Genomic DNA, 18,788 nt, shown 5'->3' on the forward strand with positions numbered 1-18,788 from the left:
TCCTTACTTCGCAGCCGCGAGCTCGGCGGCCTTGTCGGCCGCACCGTCCATGGTGTCCACGCGCTGCACCAGCGGGTGGTTCGCGTCCGACAGGATCTTGCGACCCAGCTCCGCGTTGTTGCCGTCGAGGCGCACGACCAGCGGCTTGGTGACGTCCTCGCCCTTGGTCTTGAGCAGCTCCAGGGCCTGGACGATGCCGTTGGCGACCTCGTCACAGGCGGTGATGCCACCGAACACGTTGACGAAGACGGACTTGACGTCCGGGTCGCCGAGGATGATCTCCAGGCCGTTCGCCATGACCTCGGCGGAGGCGCCGCCACCGATGTCGAGGAAGTTGGCGGGCTTCACGTTGCCGTGCTTCTCACCGGCGTACGCGACGACGTCCAGGGTGCTCATGACGAGACCCGCGCCGTTGCCGATGATGCCGACCTCGCCGTCGAGCTTGACGTAGTTGAGGTTCTTGGCCTTGGCGGCGGCCTCGAGCGGGTTGGCCGCGGCCTTGTCCTCGAGGGCCTCGTGGTCGGGCTGGCGGAAGTCGGCGTTCTCGTCGAGCGAGACCTTGCCGTCGAGGGCCAGGACCTCACCGGAGGCGACCTTGGCGAGCGGGTTGACCTCGACGAGGAGCGCGTCCTCGGCGACGAAGGTGTCCCACAGCGTCACCATGACCTCGGCGACCTTCTCGGCCACCTCGGCCGGGAACTTCGCCTGCGCGACGATCTCGCGGGCCTTCTCGATGGTCACACCGGTGTTGGAGTCGACCGGGACCTTCGCGAGGGCCTCGGGGGTCTTCTCCGCGACCTCCTCGATGTCCATGCCGCCCTGCACCGAGGCCATGGCCAGGAAGGTGCGGTTGGTGCGGTCGAGGAGGTACGAGACGTAGTACTCCTCGACGATCTCGGGAGCGGTCTCGGCGATCATCACCTTGTGGACCGTGTGGCCCTTGATGTCCATGCCGAGGATGTCGGTCGCCCGGGCGACCGCCTCGTCGGGGGTGGCGGCCAGCTTGACGCCACCGGCCTTGCCGCGCCCGCCGACCTTCACCTGGGCCTTGACGACGGACTTGCCGCCCAGCCGCTCGGTCGCCTCGCGGGCCGCCTCAGGCGTGTCGATGACTTCACCGGCCAGCACCGGTACACCGTGCTTGGCGAAGAGGTCCCTCGCCTGGTACTCGAACAGGTCCACGCGCGTCCGTCCCTTATCAGTGGTCTCGCCGCTGTGCGGTCGATGGTCTGCATGGGCGTGCCGCGGCGGGCAACGTGACTGCGCACTGTCACAGGGGAGGCGTACTCGGTCACCGGTACGCGGCATGTCCGTCTGGCAGGTTAACGCCGCCGCCGTGCCGCCTCTAAATCGCAGATCACACCTGAGCGGTGATACCTGTCACAGAGTGCCGCCACTCCTCCCGGCCCGGCCCCTGTCCGGCGGCTGATCGACTTCGCCAGGGGCGAACGGGCCGGGCGGGAGGCCGGGCCGGGGCGGGAGGCCGGGCGCGGGCCACCACGACCGGCGCCCTCAGGCCGCGGCCCCCTCCGGTATCGGGATCGTCCCCTTCTCCAGGGCCGCCGCCATCACGTCCGGGAAGAGGTCGGGGGTGCAGGCGAAGGCGGGGGCACCCAGTGCCGCGAGGGCCGTCGCGTGCTCGCGGTCGTAGGAGGGGGCGCCCTCGTCGGAGAGGGCGAGGAGGGTGACGAACTGGACGCCCGCCGCCTTCATCGCCGCGACCCGCTTCAGCATCTCGTCCTTGATCCCGCCCTCGTAGAGATCGCTGATGAGGACGACGACGGTGTCGGCGGGGCGGGTGATCCTGCTCTGGCAGTACGCGAGGGCGCGGTTGATGTCGGTACCGCCGCCGAGCTGGGTGCCGAAGAGGACGTCGACCGGGTCCTCCAGCTTGTCGGTCAGGTCGACCACGGCCGTGTCGAAGACGACGAGCCGGGTCGCCAGCGACCGCATCGAGGCCAGCACCGCGCCGAACACCGAGGCGTACACCACCGAGGCCGCCATCGACCCCGACTGGTCGACGCAGAGCACCACTTCCTTCTTCACCGCCTGCGAGGCCCGGCCGTACCCGATCAGCCGCTCCGGCACGATGGTGCGGTACTCGGGGAGGTAGTGCCGCAGGTTGGCGGCGATGGTGCGGTTCCAGTCGATGTCGTGGTGGCGCGGGCGGCTGATCCGGGCGCTGCGGTCGAGCGCCCCCGTCAGCGTCGTCCGGGTCCGCGAGGCCAGCCGCTTCTCCAGCTCCTCCACGACCTTGCGGACCACGGCCCGCGCCGTCTCCTTGGTCTCCTCGGGCATCGCCTTGTTCAGCGACAGCAGCGTCCCGACCAGGTGCACGTCGGCCTCGACCGCCTCCAGCATCTCCGGCTCCAGCAGCAGCGCCGCCAGCCCGAGCCGGTCGATGGCGTCCCGCTGCATCACCTGCACCACCGAACTGGGGAAGTACGTCCGGATGTCCCCCAGCCAGCGCGCCACCGACGGCGCCGACCCACCGAGCCCGGCCCCCCGTTCCGCCCCCGCCTTCAGCCGCCCGTCCTTCCCCTCACCGCGCCCGTACAGCGCAGCCAGCGCCTTGTCCATCGCCGCGTCGTTCCCCGCCGGCACGTACCCCGTGCCGTCGGCGGGCCCGCCACCGAGCACCATCCGCCAGCGCCGCAGGCGCTCCTCCTCACCGCCACCACCCTCGGGCACCTCACTCCCCCGGGCCGCCTGAGCCGTCCTGTCCTCGGTCATCGCTGGTTCCTTTCGTACGTGGGGCGGCTCGGAGTGGGTCTGCGCTTCGGGGCTGGGCGGGGTGTCGTGACGCCCGGTCACCCGGGCCCCCCGTCCCCCGCGCCCACCGCCACCAGGTCGCCCAGGAGGTGGCGGAGCACCTCGGTGACCGCGTCGGCGCGTTCGGGGTCGAGGCCGGGACCGAAGCCGTCGGCCGGGGTTCCGGGGAGGGCCTCGGTGCCGGGGGCGGGGCTGCCGGCGGCGCGCCCGCCACGGCGGACCAGTTCGCCGAGGGTGCGGCGCACGCCGGACTCGTAGGCGGAGAAGGTGCGGCGCAGGAGGGGCAGGACGTCGGTGAAGGCGGTGGCCGGGACCGAGGCGAGCCAGGTGTCCAGCAGCTGGCGGAGGCGTTCGTCGTGGACGAGGAGCATGCCGCCGCCGGCCGCGCCGCCGAGGAATCCCTCGATCCAGGCGGCCGCGTCCGGGGGCGGGGTGCCCGGGGAGAGGGCGAGGCCCATCCGGCGGGCCACCGCGTCCTCGTCGAGGGTGCCCTCGTCGAGGAGGAGGCGGACCGCGCGTCCCCGGACCAGGCCGGGCGCGCTCTCCCGGTCGGCGATGTTCCGGAGCACCGCCCGCCAGCGCTGCCGCAGCCCGGCGCCGTCGACCTGGGCGGCGGCGGTGTCGGCGAGCAGCCCCACCGCGGTGTGCACCGCCTCGATCTGGCGCCGGAGTTCCCGCGCGCCGTCGGCGTCGAGGCCGGTGCAGGCGGGCGGGAGGCCGACGAAGACCCGCTCGGCCAGCCCCGCGGCGACCTCCGCGAGGGCGGCGGTGTCCGTGCCGCGTACGTCGCCATACCGCACCGACCGCACCAGTGCGGGCAGCGCCTGTGCCAGGTGGCCCACGTCGGTGTCGAGGGCGGCGCGGTCGGCGAGGGCGCGCATGACGTCGGGGAGCGCCTCGGACAGCTCGGCGCGCAGGCAGAGTTCGGCGAGGGCGGTGATGTCGGCGAGGTGGGTGGCCGACGTGGCGTCGGAGCGCGCCTTGGCGGTGGCGGCGGAGGCGACGGTGGTGCCCCAGACGCCGGCCTCGGCGACCCGTACCGCGAGTTCCGGCTGCCAGGAGAGGCGCCAGCTCTCCCGGAAGGTGCCGGTGCCGGAGCGTGCGGCGGCCGGTGTGCCCCAGTCGACGCGCAGCAGGCTGAGGCGGTGGAGCAGGCGGCTGCGGGCGGCGTCGTTCTCCTTGCGGAGGTCCAGGTCGATCTCGCGGTCCGCCGCCTCGGGCTTGAACCGCAGGCTCCGCTGGAGGCGTTCCAGGTCGCGCTGGAGCGGCACGGCCGGTGCGGCGGCGGGGACCTCGCCGAGGACGTCGCCTACCGTCAGCCGGTCCTCGATCAGCGCGAGGGGGACGTCGGAGCCCTCGCAGAGGACGGAGCGGATCGCGTCGGTGGTCTCGGTGAGCCCGGCCAGCGGCCGGCCCCGCAGGGTGGCGAGGGCCCCGGCGAGCCGGACGGCCTCGATGACGTGGGCGGAGGAGACCTGCCGGCCCTCCTCCCGGAGCAGCCCCGCGACCTTGGTGAGCCAGCGCTCCACCGGCCGGTCGGGGGCCGAGAAGAGGTGGCCGTACCAGCCGGGCGAGGCGATCCCCGCGCCGTATCCCCCGGCCCGGGCGAGCCGGCGGTGGGTCCAGGGCACCCAGGTGAGGCCGGTCTTGACCTTGGGCAGGCCCTTGAGCAGGGCCCGGTCGGCGGTGAGCGTGGTGCGCAGCGCCAGGGCCGGCACGTGCCAGGCGCCGCAGATCACGGCGACGGAGTCCCCGTGCTCCTTGCGGGCGGCCTTGAGCCGGACCCGCATGTGGGCCTCGCGGACGAGGTCCCGGGTGTGTCCGCCGTCCCCGAACTCCTCGCGCAGGGCGCCCATCGCCTCGCCGAGGGCGCGGAACGAGGCGAGCGCGGCCTCGCCCGCGTCGTCCTCCGCGCCGGCCCCGGTGCCGCCCCGGTGCTCGACCACGTCCTCCCACCAGCGCTCCGGGTCGTCGTACCCGGCGGCGTCGGCGAGCACGGCCAGCGGGTCCACCCGCAGCGCCCCGGGGTGCGGGCGCGGGGGCTGCTCCTCGTTGCCCGCCTCCTCCGCCTTGTCGCCGCCGGTGCCGTCGGTGCCGTCGGTGTCGTCGCCTTCGGCCTCGTCCCCCGCGCGCAGGGCCAGTGTGTGGGTGGCGGGGAGGTCGATGAAGTGCACCGGGACGCCCCGGTCCAGGGCCCAGCGCAGCGCGACCCACTCCGGGGAGAACTCCGCGAACGGCCAGAAGGCGGAGCGGCCGGGGTCGTCGGTGGCGTGGGCCAGCAGGGCGACCGGGGGCCGCATGTCCATGTCGGCGGCGAGGTGGGCCAGTTCGTCGGCCTCGGGCGGTCCTTCGATGAGGACGGCGCCGGGCTGGACCGCGTCGAGCGCGGCCCGCACCGACCGGGCCGAGCCGGGTCCGTGGTGCCGTACCCCGAACAGCCAGGGCCCCTGCGCCCCCGCCTGACGGCCCTCCGGCTGCCGCATCGCCCTCCCCCTCTCCTTCTCCTTCTCCTCGCTCACGCTGCCCCCGTTCGTGCCGTCGCCGGTCACGCGCTGACCTCGCGGCAGGCGCGGTAGAAGTCCTTCCAGCCGTCCCGCTCGCGGACGACCGTCTCCAGGTACTCCTGCCAGACGACCCGGTCGGCGGCCGGGTCGCGGACGACGGCGCCGAGGATGCCGGCGGCCACGTCGGTGGGCCGCAGGACGCCGTCGCCGAAGTGGGCGGCGAGGGCCAGGCCGTTGGTGACGACCGAGATGGCCTCGGCGGTGGAGAGGGTGCCGCTGGGGGACTTGACCTTGGTGCGGCCATCGTCGGTGACCCCGCCGCGCAGCTCGCGGAAGACGGTGACGACCCGCAGGATCTCCTCGGTGCCGTCGGGCAGGCGCGGCAGGTCGAGGGAGCGGCCGAGCTGCTCGACCCGGCGGGAGACGATGTCGACCTCCGCCTGGACGCTCTCCGGCAGCGGCAGCACGACCGTGTTGAAGCGGCGGCGCAGGGCGCTGGAGAGTTCGTTGACCCCGCGGTCGCGGTCGTTGGCGGTGGCGATGAGGTTGAAGCCGGGGACGGCCTGGACCTCGGCACCCAGCTCCGGGATGGGCAGGGTCTTCTCCGAGAGGATCGTGATGAGGGTGTCCTGCACGTCCGCCGGGATGCGGGTCAGCTCCTCCACCCGGGCGGTCATGCCGTCCGCCATCGCCCGCATGACGGGGCTGGGCACCAGGGCGTCCCTGCTGGGGCCGTGGGCGAGGAGCTGGGCGTAGTTCCACCCGTACCGGATGGCTTCCTCGGGGGTGCCGGCGGTGCCCTGGACCAGGAGGGTGGAGTCGCCGCTGACGGCGGCCGCCAGGTGTTCGGAGACCCAGGTCTTGGCGGTGCCGGGGACGCCCAGGAGAAGGAGCGCGCGGTCGGTGGCGAGGGTGGTGACGGCCACCTCGACGATGCGGCGCGGCCCCACGTACTTCGGGGTGATCACCGTGCCGTCCGGCAGGGTGCCGCCCAGGAGGTAGGTCGCCACCGCCCACGGGGAGAGGTTCCACCGGGCCGGGCGGGGGCGGTCGTCCTGGGCCGCGAGGGCCGCCAGCTCACCGGCGAAGGCGGTCTCGGCGTGCGGCCGCAGGGCCTCCTGCGGGGCGCTCTCCGCCTGCTGCTTGTTCGAATTACCCATCTCACCCGTCCCCCGCTGTCCGTCCTGCTCCGCCGCCGCACCCGCCACGTCACCCACGTCCTTCCCGCTCTCCACCGACACGCTCATTCCCACGATCCCCCTTCGGCCCGATTGCTGGTGTCCACCGTGCACCCCGCCACTGACAATCGCCCTGACCTGCACCGATGACGGATTGTCAGTGGCGGCCCCTACCTTCGACGACATGACTCAGCAGGGGGTGCGCTGGGCGGCGGAGCAGGTGCTGGCACTTGCTCCTGACGCAGCGTCACGCAAAGCGGGAAGCAGACTCGGCGCTTCGGGCCCGTGGTCCGAGGCCGGATGTTCGAATGAGGGGGCGGTGTGGGGACTCTGCAAGGGCAGCGGCAGCAAGCCCTACCGGACGGTGGTCGACACGACCGGTCCGGCGTACCAGTGCAGCTGCCCGAGCCGGAAGTTCCCGTGCAAGCACGCGCTGGGGCTGCTCCTCCTCTGGAGCGACCCGGACGGGCCGGTGGCATCCGGCGAGAGTGAGGGCGCGCCCGACTGGGCCCGTACCTGGCTGGCGGGCCGGGCGGAGCGCACCGCCAGGAAGAAGGCCGCCCCGGCCGCTCCCGCCGACACCGAGGCGGCGCGCAGGCGGGCGGAGCAGCGCGCCGAGCGGGTCTCGGCGGGCGCCTCCGAGCTGGAGCAGCGCCTGGAGGACCTGCTCCGCGGCGGCCTCGCCGCGGCGGAGCAGGCCGGGTACTCCCTCTGGGAGGAGACGGCGGCCCGGATGGTCGACGCCCAGGCGCCGGGGCTGGCCGCGCGGGTGCGGGAGCTGGGGGCGATACCGGGTTCGGGGCCGGGCTGGCCGGTGCGGCTCCTGGAGGAGAGCTCCCTGCTGTACCTGCTGGTGCGGGCCCGCCGCCGGCAGGCCGAACTGCCCGAGGCGCTCTCCTCGGTGGTCGGCGCGCGGCTGGGCCTGCCGGTGCGCGCGGAAGGTCCGCCGCTCCGTGACACCTGGCTGGCCCTCGCCCAGTACGACACCGCCGACGCCCGCCTGACCACCCGCCGCGCCTGGCTCCACGGGGCCGCCTCGGGCCGTACGGCGCTCCTCCTCTCTTACGGGGCTGCCGGAAAGGCACCGGAGCTGACGCTTCCGGTCGGGCTGGCCATGGAGGCGGAGCTGACCTGGTTCCCGCGCGGCACCGGGGGGCGCGCGGAGCTGGGCGAGCGGTTCGGCACCCCGGCCGTCCCTTCCTCACGCCCCACGGGGGTGGACGTGACGGAGGCGCTCGGCCGGTACGGGCAGGCCGTGCGGGAGGACCCGTGGACCCCGCACTGCCCGGTCACCCTGGGCCCGGTCGTCCCGGCGCCGCTCCCCGACGGCCGGGGCTGGCAGCTCGCCGCCCCGGACGGCTCCGCCGCACTCCCCGTGAGTGCCTCGGCCGCCGCCGGGCCGGGCCTGTGGCGCCTGGTCGCGCTCTCCGGCGGCGCTCCGGTCACGGTCTTCGGCGAGTGCGGCCACCGGGGGTTCACTCCGCTGTCGGCGTGGGTGGAGGGGGACGAGGCGGTGGTGCCGCTGAGTTGAGGCATGGCCCGGCGAGGGCTGGGCGGGCCCGGTCGGTCACACGCGGGCAGCGGGCAGCGCGCGGGCAACCGGCTTCGCGGGCGGTACGAGAACGGGCCCCGGCGTGCGGACGCGGCCGGGCGGCAGAGCGGGCACGTGCGCCGTGCGCCGAGCGGCGAGCGGCGAGCGGCGAGCGGGACGAGAGGAATGAGGGGGCAGACCGGTGCGGAGGACGGCGGACATGCGTGACGAGACAGTGGGCGCGGCCCAGCAGGCGGGCCGGCAGGGCGGGGTGAGCGTGCGAGACACGACGGGCCCCGCCGGACTGAGGGAGGCAGCAGCCACGGAAGCCGCCGACGACTCCGGTTCCGGCCCCGAAGCCGGAACCGAGGCCGGCCCCGAGGCAACCTCCGTGAACGGAGCCCTTCCGCACCCCCTCCCCTGGGAGGAGCTGGTGAAGACCGCGCTGCTCGGGACCGACCGGCGGGCCTCTCCCGTAGCCGCCGGGGCGGAGGGGAACGCTCCGGGGGCCTTGCTGGCGGCTGCGGCGGTGCGGACGGTGCGGTACCGGGCGGGGCTGCGGGCGGCGGCTCCGGCGGGTGCGCCCCTGTCGGCGGCGAGGCCGGACGAGCGGCCGCCGCTGCCCCGCGCCGCGCGGAACCGGCTGGCGCAGCTGCTGGCGGTGCGGACGGCCGGGGGGACGGACCGCAGAGGGGCGGCGCCGGATCTCACGGAGCTGCTGCCGCAGTGGCTGGCGACGGCGCTCCGGCAGGGGTTCGCGGCCCCGCACGATCTGCTTCCCGCCCTGCTGGACGCCGCGCGGGCCCGGACCGATCTGCGGCCCGCCGCGCTGGCCTTCGCGGGGCCGCGCGCCCTGTGGCTGGCGCGGCTCAACCCGGCCTGGCGGTTCGCGCTGCGCGGTGTGCCGGGCGGGGCGGCGGGCGCTCCGGCGCCGGAGGACGCCGAGGGCGTGGCCCGGTTGTGGGAGGAGGGGCTGTTCGCCGAGCGGGTGGCGCTGCTGGGGACCCTGCGGGAGCGCGACCCGGCCCGGGCGAGGGAACTGCTGGCCACAACCTGGCGTACCGAGCGCGCCGAGGACCGTCTGCTCTTCCTCGACTCCCTGCGCGCCGGGCTCGGCGAGGCGGACGAGCCCTTCCTCGACGAGGCGCTGGCGGACCGCAGCCGCAACGTCCGGTCGACGGCGGCCGAGTTGCTCTCCGCGCTGCCGGGGTCGGCGCTGGCCGCGCGGATGGCCGAGCGGGCGGCCTCCTGCGTCAGCCTGGCCCTGACCGGCGAGACCCGGATCACGGTGGAGGCCCCGCACGAGTGCGACGCGGGGATGGAGCGCGACGGCGTGACCGCCAAGCCGCCCGCCAATCGCGGCGAACGCTCGTGGTGGTTCGGCCAGTTGGTGGAGGCGGCGCCGCTCGCGACCTGGCCGGGGCGGCTCGGCGGGCGTACGCCGGAGGAGGTGGTGGCCCTGCCGGTGGACGAGGGCTGGCAGAGCGAGCTGCACGGCGCCTGGTGCCGGGCGGCGGTGCGCCAGCGGGACGCCGCGTGGTCACGTGCCCTGCTGGGCGCCCCCGGCTCGCCCGTGGCGGACGGGCCGGGAGCGGTCTCCCTCGCCGAGCGGGCGCAGTTGCTCGGCGCGCTGCCCGAGGGGGAACGGGCCGCGTGGGTGGCCGGGTTCATCGCGGCGCACGGGCTCTCCGACTCGTTCCAGCTCCTCGCCACCTGCACGGCCCCGTGGGCCGGGCCGCTCGGCGCCGCCGTGGTCGACGCGCTCACGACGGCACGCCGGGCGGGCGGTTACCCGTGGAGCTACAGCGGCATCATGGGCCTCGCCGAGCGCTGCCTCGACCCGGCGGAGGCCCCGCGCCTGGACACCCTCACGCAGCCCGACCCGCCCGTGGCCGACCCGCCGGCCAACTCCACCACGGCCTACTGGACGGACGCCTTCGCACGCCTCACCGGCACCCTCCGCCTGCGCGAGGCCATGCACGCCGAACTCACCCGGCCCCCGGCGTGAGCACGAGCCCGAGCCCGAGGAGGGGCGGCGTGTCCTACTTCTCCACGCCCTTCTCCACGCCGATGTTGGCCCGGACCCACTCCACGATCGCCCCGGTGGTCGCCCCGGGCGTGAAGATCTCGGCCACGCCCTTCTCCTTGAGTAGCGGGATGTCCTCCTCGGGGATGATCCCGCCGCCGAAGAGGCGGATGTCGGCGGCGTCGCGTTCGGCGAGGAGCTCGATGACCTTGGCGAAGAGCGTGTTGTGGGCGCCGGAGAGTACGGAGAGGCCGATGGCGTCGGCGTCCTCCTGGATGGCGGTGTCCACGATCTGTTCGGGCGTCTGGTGCAGCCCGGTGTAGATGACCTCCATGCCCGCGTCACGCAGGGCCCTGGCGATGACCTTGGCGCCCCGGTCATGGCCGTCGAGCCCCGGCTTGGCCACGACCACGCGGATCGGTCCGGCTGCCACACCCATCACTGCCTCCATGTAGCGAGATGTTCGCGCACCCTCACGGGCCGGGAATGTGAACGAACGTTATCGCCAGCATCGCCCAACCGGCAGTTTCGGGGTCGGGCGGGAGGGGGAAATCACACGGGGGACACGGATGGCGAGGCGGCGGGACGCGCCCGCCTCGTACGCAGGCCGGAGGTCGGCCCATGTCAGCACTGTCGCTGCCCTTGACCCTCCTCTCCCCTTCCCGGCTCACCTCTCTCCTCCGCCTCCCTCCGCTCGCCCGCCTCCCGGGCGCGACGCCCGTCTCACACCCCCCGGGGGCGTTACTTCGCGCGGCCGCGCTGGAGTTGTCCGTCCTGGTGGCCCATCTCGCGCTCTACCCGACCGGGTTGGCGGACGAGCGGCCGGTGGACGAGGCGGGTCCGGCCGGGCCGTCGCCCGGCGCCTTCCCGCGTCTCCCCCTCGCCCCACCTCCCCCGGTCGTCCTCCTGCACGGTTTCGCCGACAACCGTTCCGTCTTCGTGCTGCTGCGGCGGGCCCTGCTGCGTGACGCGGACGGCACGGCGCGGCGGCGGACGCTGGTCTCCCTCAACTACTCGCCGCTGACCTGCGACATCAGGGCGGCGGCCGAGCTGCTGGGGCGGCACGTCGAGGAGGTGCGCAGGCGGACCGGGGCGGATCGCGTCGACGTGGTCGGCCACAGCCTCGGCGGCCTGATCGCCCGCTACCACGTGCAGCGGCTCGGCGGGGACGCCGCCGTCCGCACCCTGGTGACGCTGGGCACTCCGCACAGCGGTACGCGCGTCGCACGCCCCGCCGACGTGCATCCGATCGTGCGGCAGATGCGGCCGGGGTCGCCGGTGATCGAGGAGTTGGGGCGCCCGGCGCCGGGATGCCGGACGCGGTTCGTCGCCGTCCGCAGCGATCTCGACCAGATCATGGTCCCGACGAGCGCCGCCCGGCTCGACCACCCCGATCTGCGCGTGGAGAACGTCCTGGTCACCGGTATCGGCCACCTCGCCCTCCCCGTCCACCCCACGGTCACCTCCCTGGTGCGCGAGGCGCTGTCCGCCCCCGCCGGGCAAGGGGCCGGGGACCGGGCGTACGAGGTCCCGGGAGGGGCGGAAAGCGCCGCCGGCACGGTCGCCTGAGCCCTCGCGGGCCGGGCGGAGGGCCCGCCGCGTACCGGCCGCTTGCCGCCCACGTGACGCAATGCCTTGGCCATCACCTTGCGGCAGGAGTCGCCCCGCCACGCCCGATTGACCCCGTTCACCCCGCTTCGCCATCTCGCTCCCGTGTCGGGGAGGACTCGAAACGGCAACGGGCGCAACCATCCGGCCGTCCGCCCAGCCCCCGCAACGGCCCGCCGCATTCGAACAGGAATCGAATCTCCGGCCAAGCCTGCGCCCGCCGTCCCCCGAAAGGCGACCGAATGCCCCTTTCTCAACGCCAGGAAACCTGCCGAAGATTGTCGGCTCCGCGAACCGGCGGGTACAGTCGCCGCACTGCTCTGCCTCTGGGGGTGCCCCACACCAGACCCCCAGCCCTGCTGTCGAGGCGAAAGAGAAGTTGGTGAACGACCGTCACCCGTCGGGGAGCACGCACACCCCCGACCCGGCTCCAGACGCCGACTACACGCAGTACGCCACGTACGACCAGCAGAACGCGCAGTTCGGCTACACCGGGTACGAGAGCTACAGCGCGCATGCCCAGGACACGGGCGCCTATGCGGGCGACCCCACCTACGGCTCCGGGATGAGCGGGCTCTACGGCAACGCGGGTTACGCGACCGGGGCCTACGACACCGGCCAGTACGACGCCACGCAGTGGACGGACACCGGCCAGGCGGCCACGCTGACCGAGCAGCACACCCAGACTTTCGACCCGTACGCGGCACAGCAGACGCCGTACGACACGGGCACGTACGACACCTCGGGCAGCGGCACCGCCTACGGCACCGGTACGTACGACACCACCGGCATGTGGGCGGCCCCCGGCTACGAGCAGGCGGACCTCTCCGGCGCCCCGGCCCAGACGACCGGCACGTGGACGCCGCCGGGCACGTACGACGCCACCGGCCAGTTCGAGACCGGGCAGTGGGACACGACGGGCCAGTGGGAGACCGGCCAGTGGGACACCACGGGCCAGTGGGACCAGGCCGCCGGCGCCCCGGTCGCCACGCCCGAACCGGATCAGCACGCCTTCGGGACGGCCGCGTTCGAGACCGGCCAGTTCGAGACCGCGCAGCCCTTCGAGACCGCCCAGTTCGACGCGGTCCAGGACGCCACCGGGTACGCCACCGGCCAGTTCGACACGGGTCAGTTCGACACCGGCGAGTGGCAGGCGGCGGCGCACCCCGCCGACGAGGCCGAGGCCGGTGAACCCGCCCCGGCCGGGCGGACCGACGAGGACGACGCCCCGCACGCCTACGCGGCCGAGGGCGAGGGCGACACGCCCGGCTCCTACTACGACCCGTACGAGGACGGCGACGGCGCGGGCGACGGCCGGTCGGCGGCTGCCGGACGGCAGGTCTCCCGGGGTGGCCGCTCCTCGCGGCGGCGCCAGCCCGCCAAGCGGTCGGCGCTGCTGACCGTGGCGGTGCCCTCAGTCTGCGTGATGGGCGTGACCGGGATCGCGGCGGCCTCCGTCGGTGACCTCGGCGGCGACGACCAGGACAAGGTGACGACGCAGGCGGCACCCGACGCGAGCGCGGTGAAGCCCGCCGTCGCCAACCGCACGCTCGACACCCAGCTCAGCAACCTCCAGGCGGACGTGAGCAGTTTCGCCGACCGGGCCAGCCGGACCCAGGAGCGCATCGACCTCAAGGAGCGCCAGGAGGTCGCCCGGAAGAAGGCCGCCGAGGAGGCCGCCCGCGCCGAGCGGCTGCGGCCGAAGTTCGCCCTCCCGGTGGCGCAGCACGGCCTGAGCGCCTACTACGGCCAGGCCGGTATCAACTGGCTCTCCGTGCACACCGGCATCGACTTCCCCGTCTCGCACGGCACGCCCGTGATGGCGGCGACCGACGGCACGGTCCGCACGCAGTGGAACGACGCCTACGGCAACATGGTCATCGTCACCGCCAAGGACGGCACGGAGACCTGGTACTGCCACCTCTCCAGCACCACCATGCAGAGCGGCGAGGTCAAGGCGGGCCAGACCATCGGCCACGCCGGTACCTCCGGCAAGTCGACCGGCCCGCACCTGCACTTCGAGGTCCGCCCGGGCGGCGGCGCCTCGATCGACCCGCTCGCCTGGTTCCGCAGCCACGGCCTCGACCCGCAGTAGCCGCGGGCCCCGCGCGCCGGTCAGGTGGCGGGTGCCTCGCCCCATTCCCAGGTGTCGACGACGCGGGGCCGGATTCCGTCGCCCGCGACCGGGTCGGACAGGACGCGGTCCGGGTCGATCAGGGTGACGGCGTGGCCGTCGTGGGTGAGGCGGCGGACCGTTTCCAGAATCATCCGGCGGGCGACCGGGTTGATGGAGTACACCCGGGTGAGATCGAGGGCCACCTCGTTGTGGCCGGGCGGGGTGTGGGCGATGCCGTGCACGAGGCGTTCGGCGCCCGCGAACTGGATGGTGCCCTGGAGTTCGTAGACGAGCGCCGTCCTGCTGGCCGGGCCGTGCAGGACACGGCCGCCGCGCAGGACCGAGCGGGCCGGGGCCGGAGCGTCCATCATGTGCAGGCCCATGTCGGCGGAGAGCCGTTCGCAGACGCTGACGCCGCGCACGCTGTTGCCGTGCCGGTCCAGGCGCGGCGAGAAGACGCCGATGCCGACCTGGCCCGAGAGCACGCCGAGGATGCCGCCGGAGACGCCGCTCTTGGCGGGGATGCCGACGGTGGTCACCCAGTCGCCGGCCGCGTCGTACATGCCGCAGGTGGTCATGACGCTGAGGACCTGACGGACCACGTCGCGGCTCACCACCTGCTCGCCGGTGACCGGCTGCACGCCCCCGTTGGCGAGGGTGGCGGCCATCAGGGCCAGATCGCGGGTGGTGACCAGCAGCGAGCACTGCCGGACGTAGTCCTCGACGACGTGCGGGGCGTCCTCCTCGATGACCTCGTAGCTGCGCAGCATGTGGGCGATGGCGAGATTGCGGTGGGCGGTCTCCATCTCGGAGCGGCAGACGGCCTCGTCGATCTCCAGCCGCCGCCCGGCGAAGGCGGAGATGCCGGAGACGACCCGCTCGAACCGCTCCGCACGCGACGCCCCGGGCGGGCCCGCGAGGGTGTGGGCGGCCAGGGCGCCGACGTTGATCATCGGGTTGCGGGGGCGGGCCGAGCCCTCCTCCAGCGACAGCTCGTTGAACGCCTCGCCTGAGGGCTCCACCCCGATCTTGGCGAGGACCGCCTCGTAGCCCCGGTCGGCGAGGGCCAGGGCGTAGGTGAAGGGTTTGGAGATCGACTGGATGGTGAAGGAGGTGCGGCTGTCGCCCGCCTCGTAGACGGTGCCGTCGACCGCCGAGACCGCGACGGCGAGCTGCTCGGCGTCGGCGGCGGCCAGCTCCGGTACGTAGTCGGCGACGGCTCCCGCCCGGTCGCCCGCGCAGGTCCGGAGGACCTCGTCCAGGTACTCGGGGATCGGTGACCGCACGGCTCGCTCCTCCTGGCGGCCGCCCGGCGTACCCCTCCGGCCGCCTCGGGACCGCGCCCGCCCAGTCTGGGCGACGCCCGGCCGGAAAAAGGGGCGCGACGCGATGATTTCCTCCCGCCACCGGGGTCTGCCCTGCTGCACCGTGTACGGAACCGCTGTACGCGCCGACCCCGGGAGCCCCCGCCATGCGCCTCGTCATCATCGAGTTCACCAGCCTCGACGGCGTCGTCCAGGCACCCGGCGGTGCGGAGGAGGACACCGACGGCGGCTTCGCCCACGGCGGCTGGTCGAACGCCTACTTCGACCCGGAGATCGTCGGCGGCGCCTGGGACTCCGTACTGGAGCGGGCCGACGCCCTGCTCTACGGCCGCCGCACCTGGCAGGTGATGGCGGCGGCCTGGCCCGAGGCGAAGGACGACCCGTTCGCCGACCGGATGAACGCGTTCCGCAAGTACGTGGTCTCCGGCACGCTCGGCGAGGCCGACCTGACCTGGAACAACAGCACGCTGCTCGCCGGGGACCGGGCGCTGGAGCTGATCCGCGAGCTGCGCGCGAGCGAGGGCGGTGACCTCCTCCTGCTGGGCAGCGCCTCGCTGGCCCGGACGCTCCTCGCGGAGGGGCTGGCCGACGAGCTGAAGCTGATCGTCATGCCGGTCCTGCTCGGCGGCGGCAAGTCGCTCTACCCGGCGGACGGCACCAGGCGCCCGCTGGAGCTGGTCTCCACCACGACCAGCCCCGCCGGCGTCAACGTCTGCACGTACCGGGTCCCGCACGACGACTGACCCGGTACGGCGGCGGCGCCTACAGCTTCTCGACCGGCGCGTACCGCAGCAGGAGCCGCTTGGGCTTCTCGCCGCCGAAGTCGACGGTGGCCTCGGCGGCCGAGCCCGCGCCCTTGACGCCAACGACCGTGCCCAGGCCGAACTGGTCGTGGGTGACGCGGTCGCCGACGGCCAGCGCGACCACCGGCTGCTCGGCGGCGCGCCGGGTGGCGAAGGCCGGGGCTCCCTTGGCGCGGGTGGAGGAGGAGAGCGAGGAGGCGACGGAACCGGCCGGGCCGCGCGGGCTCGCGGCGGCCGGGGCGCCCATGGACCCGGTCCGCTTCCACTTCAGGTGCTGCTCGGGGATCTCCTCCAGGAAGCGGGAGGGCGGGTTGTACGAGGGCTGGCCCCAGGCGCTGCGCATGGCGGCGCGGGTGAGGTAGAGCCGCTCACGGGCGCGGGTGATGCCCACGTAGGCGAGGCGCCGCTCCTCCTCCAGCTCCTTGGTCTGGCCGAGGGCGCGCATGTGCGGGAAGACGCCGTCCTCCATGCCGGTGAGGAAGACGACGGGGAACTCCAGGCCCTTGGCGGTGTGCAGGGTCATCAGGGTGATGACGCCGGAGCCGTCCTCGTCCTCGTCGGGGATCTGGTCGGAGTCGGCGACCAGGGCGACCTGCTCCAGGAACTCGGGGAGCGTGCCCGCCCCCTCCTCCTCGCTGCGGTCCTGCTCGAACTCCAGGGCCACGGCGGCCAGTTCCTGGAGGTTCTCGATGCGGGTCTCGTCCTGCGGGTCGGTGGAGGCCTGGAGTTCGGCGAGGTAGCCGGTGCGCTCCATGACCGCCTCCAGGACGGTGGCGGGCCCGGCACCGGACTCGACCACCGTGCGCAGCTCCTCCATCAGCGTGTTGAACCGCTTGACGGCGTTGGCCGACCGGGCCGCCATGCCGTACGCCTCGTCGACGCGGCGCAGGGCCTGCGGGAAGCTGACCCGTTCGCGCTGCGAGAGGGCGTCGATCATCGCCTCGGCGCGGTCGCCGATGCCGCGCTTGGGGGTGTTGAGGATGCGGCGCAGGGAGACGCTGTCCTCCGGGTTGGCGAGGACGCGCAGGTAGGCGAGGACGTCGCGGACCTCCTTGCGCTCGTAGAAGCGGACGCCGCCGACGACCTTGTAGGGCAGGCCGACCCGGATGAAGATCTCCTCGAAGACACGGGACTGGGCGTTGGTGCGGTAGAAGACCGCGATGTCGCCCGCCTTGGCGTCGCCCGCGTCGGTCAGCCGGTCGATCTCCTCGGCGACGAACTGGGCCTCGTCGTGCTCGGTGTCGGCCACGTACCCGGTGATGCCGGCGCCCGCCCCGGCGTCGGTCCAGAGGTTCTTCGGGCGGCGGTTCTCGTTCCGCTCGATGACGGCGTTGGCCGCGGTGAGGATCGTCTGGGTGGAGCGGTAGTTCCGTTCCAGGAGGATCGTGGTGGCGTTCGGGTAGTCCTCCTCGAACTGGAGGATGTTGCGGATCGTGGCGCCGCGGAAGGCGTAGATCGACTGGTCGGCGTCGCCCACCACGCACAGCTCGGCCGGCTCGGGGGCCGGGTGGAGCGGGTCGTGGTCGGACTCGGCGCCCTCGGGGACGTCCACCGGACGGTCGGCCGGGGTGCCGACCAACTCCCTGACCAGGGAGTACTGGGCGTGGTTGGTGTCCTGGTACTCGTCGACCAGGACGTGCCGGAAGCGGCGCCGGTAGTGGTCGGCGACGTCGGGGAACGCCTGGAGCAGGTGGACCGTGGTCATGATGATGTCGTCGAAGTCGAGCGCGTTGGCCTCGCGCAGCCGCGACTGGTACATCGTGTACGCCTGCGCCAGCGTCTTCTCGAAGCCGTCGGCCGCCTGGGCGGCGAAGTCCTCCGGGTCGACCAGCTCGTTCTTGAGGTTCGAGACCTTGGCCGTGAAGGACTTCGGCGGGTACCGCTTCGGGTCGAGGTCGAGGTCGCGGCAGACCAGGGCCATCAGCCGCTTGGAGTCGGCCGCGTCGTAGATCGAGAACGACGAGGTGAAGCCGAGGTGCTTCGACTCGCGGCGCAGGATACGCACGCAGGCGCTGTGGAAGGTGGAGACCCACATGGCGTTGGCGCGCGGGCCGACCAGCTCCTCGACACGCTCCTTCATCTCGCCCGCGGCCTTGTTGGTGAAGGTGATCGCGAGGATCTGGCCCGGGTGCACACCGCGCTCGCCGAGCAGGTGGGCGATGCGGTGGGTGAGCACGCGGGTCTTGCCGGAACCGGCGCCCGCGACGATGAGCAGCGGCGACCCGCTGTGGACGACGGCGGCGCGCTGCTCGTCGTTGAGCCCGTCGAGCAGGGCGGCCGGGTCGACGGCGGGACGCGGGGCGCCGTCCCGGTAGTACGCGTCCCGGTCCGCGGGCGCGTCGAACTTCCCGCCGAACAGGTCGGCGGGGATCTCCTCCGGTGCCTCCTCCTCGGGCGGGGGCGGCGGCTCGTCCCCGAGCCGGGCGGAGGGCGCCGAGGACTGGAGGTCGGCCAGGAAGCTGTCGTCAAAGAGGCTGCTCATCGCCTACCGAGTCTAGGCCGCCGCACCGACAACCGGACCGCCCTTCCCGCGACCGGAGCCCTGACCTCGGGGAACGTGACGTACCGGACACGGGGCCGCACAGGAGGACGGGCGAAGGGCGTGCGCCAGGTCACACGGACCGCGACCCGGACCCGCTTTTCGACCGTTCACCGACAAGATAACGAAAATGTATCGGGCATATCGCTCACCAACCTTCACAGGCACCACACGCGTTGGCTAGCGTGCTCGCCGGGTCGGTTCGTCCCCCACCGGCGACTCGCGCCGGAGCGCACCGCCCCCTGCCGAATCCGGTCCGCCCCGACGGGCCCCGGAGCCGGGGACCCACCGCGCACCACCGGGGTGAATCGGTCCTGGACCGTAGGGCGGCCTTCCGAAGCCCGAACCCGACAGCTAACCCGGCAGGCGGTCCACGGAAGGAGTTG

General features: G+C 73.8%; 12 protein-coding genes and 1 riboswitch. Of the genes, 5 read left to right on the forward strand and 7 right to left on the reverse strand.

What is annotated here, in order from left to right; all coding sequences use genetic code 11:
- Positions 1-3: 3 nt before the first annotated feature.
- From sucC to IF45_RS0100915, 4 genes are all read right to left on the reverse strand, one after another.
- Positions 4-1,182 (reverse strand): ADP-forming succinate--CoA ligase subunit beta, encoded by a 1,179-nt coding sequence (sucC, locus tag IF45_RS0100900; protein WP_003948506.1) that lies wholly within the window; start codon positions 1,180-1,182, stop codon positions 4-6.
- Between the two features lie 330 nt (positions 1,183-1,512).
- Positions 1,513-2,733 carry a vWA domain-containing protein gene (locus tag IF45_RS0100905; protein ID WP_030304867.1) on the reverse strand — a complete coding sequence of 407 codons (1,221 nt, stop codon included), beginning with the start codon at positions 2,731-2,733 and terminating at the stop codon, positions 1,513-1,515.
- Positions 2,734-2,810: 77 nt separating this feature from the next.
- Positions 2,811-5,255: a DUF5682 family protein gene (locus tag IF45_RS0100910; RefSeq protein ID WP_030304870.1), complete on the reverse strand. Its 2,445-nt coding sequence runs from the start codon at positions 5,253-5,255 to the stop codon at positions 2,811-2,813.
- A 62-nt stretch (positions 5,256-5,317) separates the two neighbouring features.
- Positions 5,318-6,436, reverse strand: coding sequence for an ATP-binding protein (locus IF45_RS0100915; RefSeq protein ID WP_003948509.1), 1,119 nt, complete (start codon positions 6,434-6,436; stop codon positions 5,318-5,320).
- 202 nt (positions 6,437-6,638) lie between these two features.
- Between IF45_RS0100915 and IF45_RS0100920 the strand changes: the two genes are divergently transcribed.
- Complete coding sequence (locus IF45_RS0100920) at positions 6,639-7,985, forward strand: SWIM zinc finger family protein (RefSeq protein ID WP_165395711.1); 1,347 nt, start codon at positions 6,639-6,641, stop codon at positions 7,983-7,985.
- A 220-nt stretch (positions 7,986-8,205) separates the two neighbouring features.
- Entirely contained in the window at positions 8,206-9,993 is a 1,788-nt protein-coding gene (locus IF45_RS0100925; RefSeq protein ID WP_030304874.1) for a DUF5691 domain-containing protein, read from the forward strand.
- Between the two features lie 34 nt (positions 9,994-10,027).
- Here IF45_RS0100925 and icmB read toward each other — a convergent pair whose 3' ends face one another.
- Positions 10,028-10,450 (reverse strand): coenzyme B12-dependent isobutyryl CoA mutase small subunit, encoded by a 423-nt coding sequence (icmB, locus tag IF45_RS0100930; RefSeq protein WP_003948512.1) that lies wholly within the window; start codon positions 10,448-10,450, stop codon positions 10,028-10,030.
- 182 nt (positions 10,451-10,632) lie between these two features.
- Between icmB and IF45_RS0100935 the strand changes: the two genes are divergently transcribed.
- On the forward strand, positions 10,633-11,580 hold the full coding sequence (locus IF45_RS0100935) for an esterase/lipase family protein (RefSeq protein WP_030304877.1): 948 nt from the start codon (positions 10,633-10,635) through the stop codon (positions 11,578-11,580).
- 421 nt (positions 11,581-12,001) lie between these two features.
- On the forward strand, positions 12,002-13,714 hold the full coding sequence (locus IF45_RS0100940) for a M23 family metallopeptidase (RefSeq protein WP_018468445.1): 1,713 nt from the start codon (positions 12,002-12,004) through the stop codon (positions 13,712-13,714).
- Between the two features lie 20 nt (positions 13,715-13,734).
- On the opposite strand, the gene IF45_RS0100945 is transcribed toward IF45_RS0100940, so the two are convergent.
- Positions 13,735-15,021 carry a glutaminase gene (locus IF45_RS0100945; protein WP_030304880.1) on the reverse strand — a complete coding sequence of 429 codons (1,287 nt, stop codon included), beginning with the start codon at positions 15,019-15,021 and terminating at the stop codon, positions 13,735-13,737.
- A 185-nt stretch (positions 15,022-15,206) separates the two neighbouring features.
- Between IF45_RS0100945 and IF45_RS0100950 the strand changes: the two genes are divergently transcribed.
- The gene (locus IF45_RS0100950) at positions 15,207-15,803 is read left to right on the forward strand and encodes a dihydrofolate reductase family protein (protein ID WP_015507748.1); all 597 of its coding nucleotides are present in this window, start codon (positions 15,207-15,209) and stop codon (positions 15,801-15,803) included.
- 19 nt (positions 15,804-15,822) lie between these two features.
- On the opposite strand, the gene pcrA is transcribed toward IF45_RS0100950, so the two are convergent.
- Positions 15,823-18,345 carry a DNA helicase PcrA gene (gene pcrA / locus IF45_RS0100955; protein WP_003948517.1) on the reverse strand — a complete coding sequence of 841 codons (2,523 nt, stop codon included), beginning with the start codon at positions 18,343-18,345 and terminating at the stop codon, positions 15,823-15,825.
- Positions 18,346-18,635: 290 nt separating this feature from the next.
- A riboswitch (cyclic di-AMP (ydaO/yuaA leader) is annotated at positions 18,636-18,787 on the forward strand.
- Position 18,788 lies beyond the last annotated feature (1 nt).

This window comes from Streptomyces albidoflavus, assembly GCF_000719955.1.
Classification (GTDB): domain Bacteria; phylum Actinomycetota; class Actinomycetes; order Streptomycetales; family Streptomycetaceae; genus Streptomyces; species Streptomyces albidoflavus.